General features: G+C 68.1%; 7 protein-coding genes. All 7 read right to left on the bottom strand.

The window, feature by feature from the left end; genetic code table 11:
- Nucleotides 1–83: 83 nt before the first annotated feature.
- Entirely contained in the window at nucleotides 84–521 is a 438-nt protein-coding gene (locus HY68_RS06215) for a hypothetical protein (protein ID WP_041985357.1), read from the bottom strand.
- 179 nt (nucleotides 522–700) lie between these two features.
- Nucleotides 701–1,228: a hypothetical protein gene (locus tag HY68_RS06210; protein WP_041985355.1), complete on the bottom strand. Its 528-nt coding sequence runs from the start codon at nucleotides 1,226–1,228 to the stop codon at nucleotides 701–703.
- A gap of 146 nt (nucleotides 1,229–1,374) precedes the next feature.
- Complete coding sequence (locus HY68_RS06205; protein WP_041985351.1) at nucleotides 1,375–2,151, bottom strand: succinate dehydrogenase iron-sulfur subunit; 777 nt, start codon at nucleotides 2,149–2,151, stop codon at nucleotides 1,375–1,377.
- A complete protein-coding gene (sdhA, locus tag HY68_RS06200; protein WP_041985346.1) occupies nucleotides 2,151–3,905 on the bottom strand; it encodes a succinate dehydrogenase flavoprotein subunit in 1,755 nt (584 codons plus the stop codon). Before sdhA ends, HY68_RS06205 begins: the two co-directional genes overlap by 1 nt.
- A 20-nt stretch (nucleotides 3,906–3,925) precedes the next feature.
- Nucleotides 3,926–4,417, bottom strand: a complete 492-nt coding sequence (locus HY68_RS06195) for a succinate dehydrogenase hydrophobic membrane anchor subunit (RefSeq protein ID WP_041985343.1) — start codon at nucleotides 4,415–4,417, stop codon at nucleotides 3,926–3,928.
- 5 nt (nucleotides 4,418–4,422) lie between these two features.
- Nucleotides 4,423–4,803, bottom strand: coding sequence for a succinate dehydrogenase, cytochrome b556 subunit (gene sdhC / locus HY68_RS06190; RefSeq protein ID WP_078863455.1), 381 nt, complete (start codon nucleotides 4,801–4,803; stop codon nucleotides 4,423–4,425).
- Nucleotides 4,804–5,014: 211 nt separating this feature from the next.
- Entirely contained in the window at nucleotides 5,015–5,644 is a 630-nt protein-coding gene (locus HY68_RS06185; protein ID WP_241778483.1) for a 2-oxo-4-hydroxy-4-carboxy-5-ureidoimidazoline decarboxylase, read from the bottom strand.
- Between the last annotated feature and the right edge of the window lie 265 nt (nucleotides 5,645–5,909).

The following is a 5,909-nucleotide window of genomic DNA, read 5'->3' as shown; positions in this document are numbered from 1 at the left end:
GTACAGCACCGTCAGCCGGCGGACCGGCGCCCGGCGGTCCGCCGGGCGCGCGGGCGCGTACCGGTGCGGGGCCGGCACGGTGCTCACGCCCCGGTCGCCGGAGCGGCCCACGGGCCCGGGCCCTTCGGTCCGCCGGTCCAGCCCTGCGGCGGCACCGGCGGGGTCTGCTCGCGCTCCATGATCCCGCGCCGCCGCATCTTGTTGAGCACATACACATTGCCGAGGTGCATCACCCCGAGGACGAGCAGGACGACACCGACCTTCACCGAGATCTCCTCGACGACCGCGCGGGAGTCGGCGACGGCGTTGCCCGTCTTCAGGTACAGCGCGACGAAGCCGAGGTTGACCAGGTAGAAGCCGACCACCAGCAGGTGGTTGACGGCGTCGGCGAGCTTCTCGTTCCCGTGCAGGACGTCGGCGAGGAAGATCCGTCCGTTCTTGCTCAGCGTCCGCGCCACCCACACGGTGAGCGCCACGCTGACGACCAGGTAGATCACATACGCCACAACAGTGAGGTCCATACCTCACCCTCCCCTTGAATGTGCTCTTGAACGTGTTCAAAAGCTGTTGTCGATGACACTAGCCCTCCTTTTGAACATGTTCAAGCGCGCGCGGACGGCGAGAAACGCCGACTGCCCGGGTGCGGGCGCCCGGGCAGTCGGTCGAGAGGCCGGTCCACGAACCGGTCGGGAAGCGGTCGTTACATGGCGCTGAGCGAGCGGGCGTAGTTGACCTGGCCCATCACGCCCATGAAGTCGCCCGGGTGGCTCGCCGGGATCATCGTCGCGTGGTGCTTGCCGCCGCTGGTCACCGTGACCTGGATGAAGCCGGTGGTCTTCTTCTCCTTCATCAGCAGGAAGAGCAGCCCCAGCAGACAGAAGACGAAGAAGACGATCGCCAGCACGATGGCGTGCGCCGGGATGCTCTCCTCCGTACGGGACATGTCCGTGGCGTTCCACACCGCGCCCCTCAGGGGCAGCGTGCCCGACGGGGTCACGATCGTGTCGTTCAGGACCGTGATGTCACCGATCGACACCAGCGGCGCCCCGCCGGCCTGCTGCGGGGCGCCGAACGGCACACCCGCGGGCAGCGTCGCGCTGTACTCGGCGGGCGGGCCCGGATAGCCGTAGCCGGGCGGCTGGTTGGGGTACCCGTAGGCCGGGTAGCCCTGCTGCTGCCCGGGGCCCCACTTGTACTCGCCGTCGCTGTACGGATTCGGCTCGGTCATCGCATTTCCCCGTTCCCCCGGCTGGTGTCCGGCATCGATCCTGACACACAAAGGCCCGCCGCCGTACTGTCCGTGTACGGAGACGGGCCTTTCGGTGACGCCCGGAGCGCTCAGAACACCGGGAACGCTCAGAACACCGGGAACGCTCAGAAGCGGCGGGTGATCAGCGCGCGCTTGACTTCCTGGATCGCCTTCGTGACCTCGATACCGCGCGGGCAGGCGTCCGTGCAGTTGAACGTCGTGCGGCAACGCCACACGCCGTCCTTGTCGTTGAGGATCTCCAGACGCTGCTCGCCGGCCTCGTCACGCGAGTCGAAGATGAAGCGGTGCGCGTTGACGATGGCGGCGGGGCCGAAGTACTGGCCGTCGTTCCAGAAGACCGGGCAGGACGACGTGCACGCGGCGCACAGGATGCACTTGGTGGTGTCGTCGAAGCGCTCGCGGTCCTCGGCCGACTGGTGCCGCTCACGCGTCGGCTCGTTGCCGGTCGTGACGAGGAACGGCATCACGTCGCGGTACGCCTGGAAGAACGGGTCCATGTCGACGATGAGGTCCTTGAGGACCGTCAGGCCCTTGATGGCCTCGACCGTGACCGTCTTCGGCTTGCCGTTCTTGCCGGGCGTCGCGATGTCCTTGATCAGCGTCTTGCAGGCGAGCCGGTTCTTGCCGTTGATGCGCATCGCGTCGGAGCCGCAGATGCCGTGCGCACAGGAGCGGCGGAAGGTCAGCGTGCCGTCGATCTCCCACTTGATCTTGTGCAGGGCGTCGAGCACCCGCTCCTTGGGGTCGATCGACAGCTCGAAGTCCTGCCACTGCGACTCGTCCGAGACCTCGGGGTTGAAGCGGCGGATCCGGAACGTGACGGTCATGAGGTGCGAGGCTGCCGAGGCGGCCTCCACCCGGTCCATGGTGGCTGTAGACATCAGTACTTACGCTCCATCGGCTGGTAGCGGGTCTGGACGACCGGCTTGTAGTCGAGACGGATGGACTCGTTGCCGTCGTCGCCGACCTCGCGGTACGCCATGGTGTGGCGCATGAAGTTCACGTCGTCGCGGTTGGGGAAGTCCTCGCGGTAGTGACCGCCGCGCGACTCCTTGCGGGCGAGCGCCGACACGGCCATCACCTCGGCCAGGTCGAGCAGGTTGCCCAGCTCGATGGCCTCCAGCAGATCCGTGTTGAAGCGCCGGCCCTTGTCCTGGATGGACACGTGCAGATAGCGCTCGCGCAGCTCGGCGATCTTCTCGACGGCCGTCTTGATGGTCTGCTCGGTGCGGAACACCATCACGTTGGCGTCCATGCACTCCTGGAGTTCGAGGCGGAGCGCCGCGACGCGCTCCTTGCCCGTCGACTCCCGCAGGTGCTCCACCCGGTCCCTGACGAACTCCGCCGGGTCGTCGGGCAGTTCGACGTAGTCGTTGGCGGCCGAGTACTCGGCGGCGGCGATGCCGGAGCGGCGGCCGAAGACGTTGATGTCGAGCAGCGAGTTGGTGCCGAGCCGGTTGGCGCCGTGCACCGAGACACAGGCGACCTCGCCGGCCGCGTACAGGCCGGGCACGACCGTCGTGTTGTCGGACAGCACCTCGCCCTGGACGTTGGTGGGGATGCCGCCCATGGCGTAGTGCGCGGTCGGCTGGATCGGGATCGGGTCGGTGTACGGCTCGATGCCGAGGTACGTACGCGCGAACTCGGTGATGTCGGGCAGCTTGGCGTCGAGCTGCTCCGGCGGCAGGTGCGTCAGGTCGAGATAGACGTGGTCGCCCTCGGGACCGCAGCCGCGGCCCTCGCGGATCTCCGTGTAGATGGAGCGCGAGACGACGTCACGCGACGCGAGGTCCTTCATGACGGGCGCGTACTTCTCCATGAAGCGCTCGCCGTCCTTGTTGCGCAGGATGCCGCCCTCACCGCGGGCGCCCTCCGTGAGCAGGATGCCCATGCGCCAGATGCCCGTCGGGTGGAACTGGAAGAACTCCATGTCCTCCAGGGGCAGCCCGCGCCGGTAGCACGCGGCCTGGCCGTCACCGGTCAGGGTGTGGGCGTTCGACGTCACCTTGAAGAACTTGCCGGTGCCGCCGGAGGCGTAGATGACGGCCTTCGCCTGGAAGATGTGGATCTCGCCGGTGGCCAGCTCGTAGGCGACCACACCGGCCGACCGCTTCACCCCGTCGACCTCGACCATGATCTGGTCCAGCACGTAGAACTCGTTGAAGAACTCCACGCCCTCCTTGACGCAGTTCTGGTACAGCGTCTGGAGGATCATGTGACCGGTACGGTCGGCGGCGTAGCAGGAGCGGCGGACCGGCGCCTCACCGTGGTTACGGGAGTGACCGCCGAAGCGGCGCTGGTCGATGTTGCCCTCGGGGGTCCTGTTGAACGGGAGACCCATCTTCTCCAGGTCGAGGACCGCGTCGATGGCCTCCTTCGCCAGGATCTCGGCGGCGTCCTGGTCGACCAGGTAGTCGCCGCCCTTGACCGTGTCGAAGGTGTGCCACTCCCAGTTGTCCTCCTCCACGTTGGCGAGCGCCGCGGCCATGCCGCCCTGCGCAGCCCCCGTGTGGGACCGGGTCGGGTAGAGCTTCGTCAGCACGGCGGTACGGCTGCGCTTGGTCGACTCGATGGCCGCGCGCATGCCGGCGCCGCCGGCGCCGACGATGACGGTGTCGTACTTATGGATCTTCATTGGTCTCGTCAGCCCCGGCTTTAACTAATGTTCGGGTCGAAGGTGAAGATCACCAGCGAGCCGAGAAGAATGGTGAACACCGTGGCGGTGTAGAGCAGGCCCTTGAGCCACAGCCGCGCCGTCGTGCTCTCCGCGTAGTCGTTGATGACCGTGCGGAGGCCGTTGGCGCCGTGGAGCATGGCGAGCCACAGCATCAGCAGGTCCCAGACCTGCCAGAACGGGGACGCCCAGCGGCCGGCCACGAAGGCGAAGCCGATCTTGGAGACGCCGCCGTCCAGCACCAGCTGGATGAGCAGGTGACCGAGGACCAGGACGACCAGCACGACACCGGACAGCCGCATGAAGAGCCAGGCGGCCATCTCGAAGTTGCCGCGCGTCGACTTCGGGGTCTTCCCGGTACGCATGCGGGGCGCCTCGATGAGCGGCGCCGGGTGGTCGACGTCGTACAGGCTGACGCCTTCGACGTCGCTGATCACCGGAGTCGATCCGGCGGAAGAGGTGTCTGTGGACATCGGACTCAGCTCCCGAACAGTTCGCGCGCGGCGTGACCGAGCACGGGGTAGAGGGCGCCGACCATCAGGACGAACCAGATGGCCACCGCGGTCCACAGCATCTGCTTCTGGTAGCGGGGCCCCTTGGACCAGAAGTCCACGGCGATGATGCGCAGGCCGTTGAGCGCGTGGAAGAGGATTGCGGCCACAAGGCCGTACTCGAGCAGCGCGACGACCGGGTTCTTGTAGGTCGCTACGACATCGTCGTACGCCTCGGGTGAGACACGTACGAGAGCAGTGTCCAGTACGTGTACGAACAGGAAGAAGAAGATGAGGACGCCGGTGACTCGATGAGCCACCCAGGACCACATACCTTCCCGGCCGCGGTACAGCGTTCCAGCCGGCACGGAAAAACCCTCCGGGAGCAAGGATCGGGGCCGGCCGCCATCTTCTGCTCGGGCAAGCACAGTGGTGTCGGTCGCGCCCGGCCGGGTACGGTCCACCGGCCCCGGCCATCGTAGCGACGACTTGTCGGTCCGCTCGCCCGGGGTCCTCCCATGGGCCCGAAACCCCCTCGAACAGCCACGGACGGACCAACGGCGTTCGTGACGAACAGCCCTATCGGGACACCTGTGGGACGGCCGGACCGGTGGACGGCCAGTCCAGCTGGTGGGCGACGAGGTACGCGATACGCGTCCGGGCGAGTCGGCGCAGCTGGTCGGCCGAGACGGACCGTTCCTCGTCGGGGTCGTGCGGCAGCCGGGCCCGCAGCCCGGCGAGCACGTGGTCGAGATGCTCCTCGGGGCGGTGCCCTTCGAGGCTGATCACGAAGGCGTGGCCGAAGCTGGACTCGTACGCGGCGTGCGCGGCGCGCAGCGCGGTCCTGGCCGCGGGTGGCGCGGTGTGCACGGGGCCTGACGACGACTCGGCGGCCAGCGCCTCGGCCAGATCGGCCAGCGCCAGGTCGTAGCCCGCCTCGTCGGCGGCGGCGAGCAGCGCGTCCAGATCGGGGTACGGGCGGTGGGCGACCAGCCGAGTGGCCCAGCGGCGGCTGCCGCAGCAGGTCAGCAGCGCGGCGTGGACGGTTTCCGCCGGGGCCGTGTTGAACCGGCGCAGACCCGCCTGGACGTCGGGGGAGTCGCGGGTCTGGGCGGGGAACCTCGGGGGCCCGGCGGGGGACTCGCTGGACAGCGTGGGCTCCTCGGAAGCGGGGGTGCGGCTGAGAGGCGGTAGGGAGGGAAGTGACACAACGTTATCGATGAGTGGCGGGAACTGTCCGACGGATGCGCGAATTTCACCCGGAAGAGAGAGTTTCAACGCGCGGAGTGGACGACTCCATGGGACGTTCGCCGTGTACGCCCGCCACACCTAGGAGGTTTTCGACCGATGTGGCACCCCCGGAACGCCCTGCGCCTCACCGCCGCCGGTCTGGCGGCTACGGTCGGCGCGCTGTCGCTGGCGGCCTGTCAGGACCAGTCGTCGGACTCGGGCGGCGCGGCCACCCCCGCCCCCA

It is taken from the genome of Streptomyces sp. AcH 505 (genome assembly GCF_000818175.1).
GTDB lineage: Bacteria > Actinomycetota > Actinomycetes > Streptomycetales > Streptomycetaceae > Streptomyces.
Note: the sequence above shows the minus strand (reverse complement) of the source record. Positions and strands in the feature narration are given on the sequence as shown.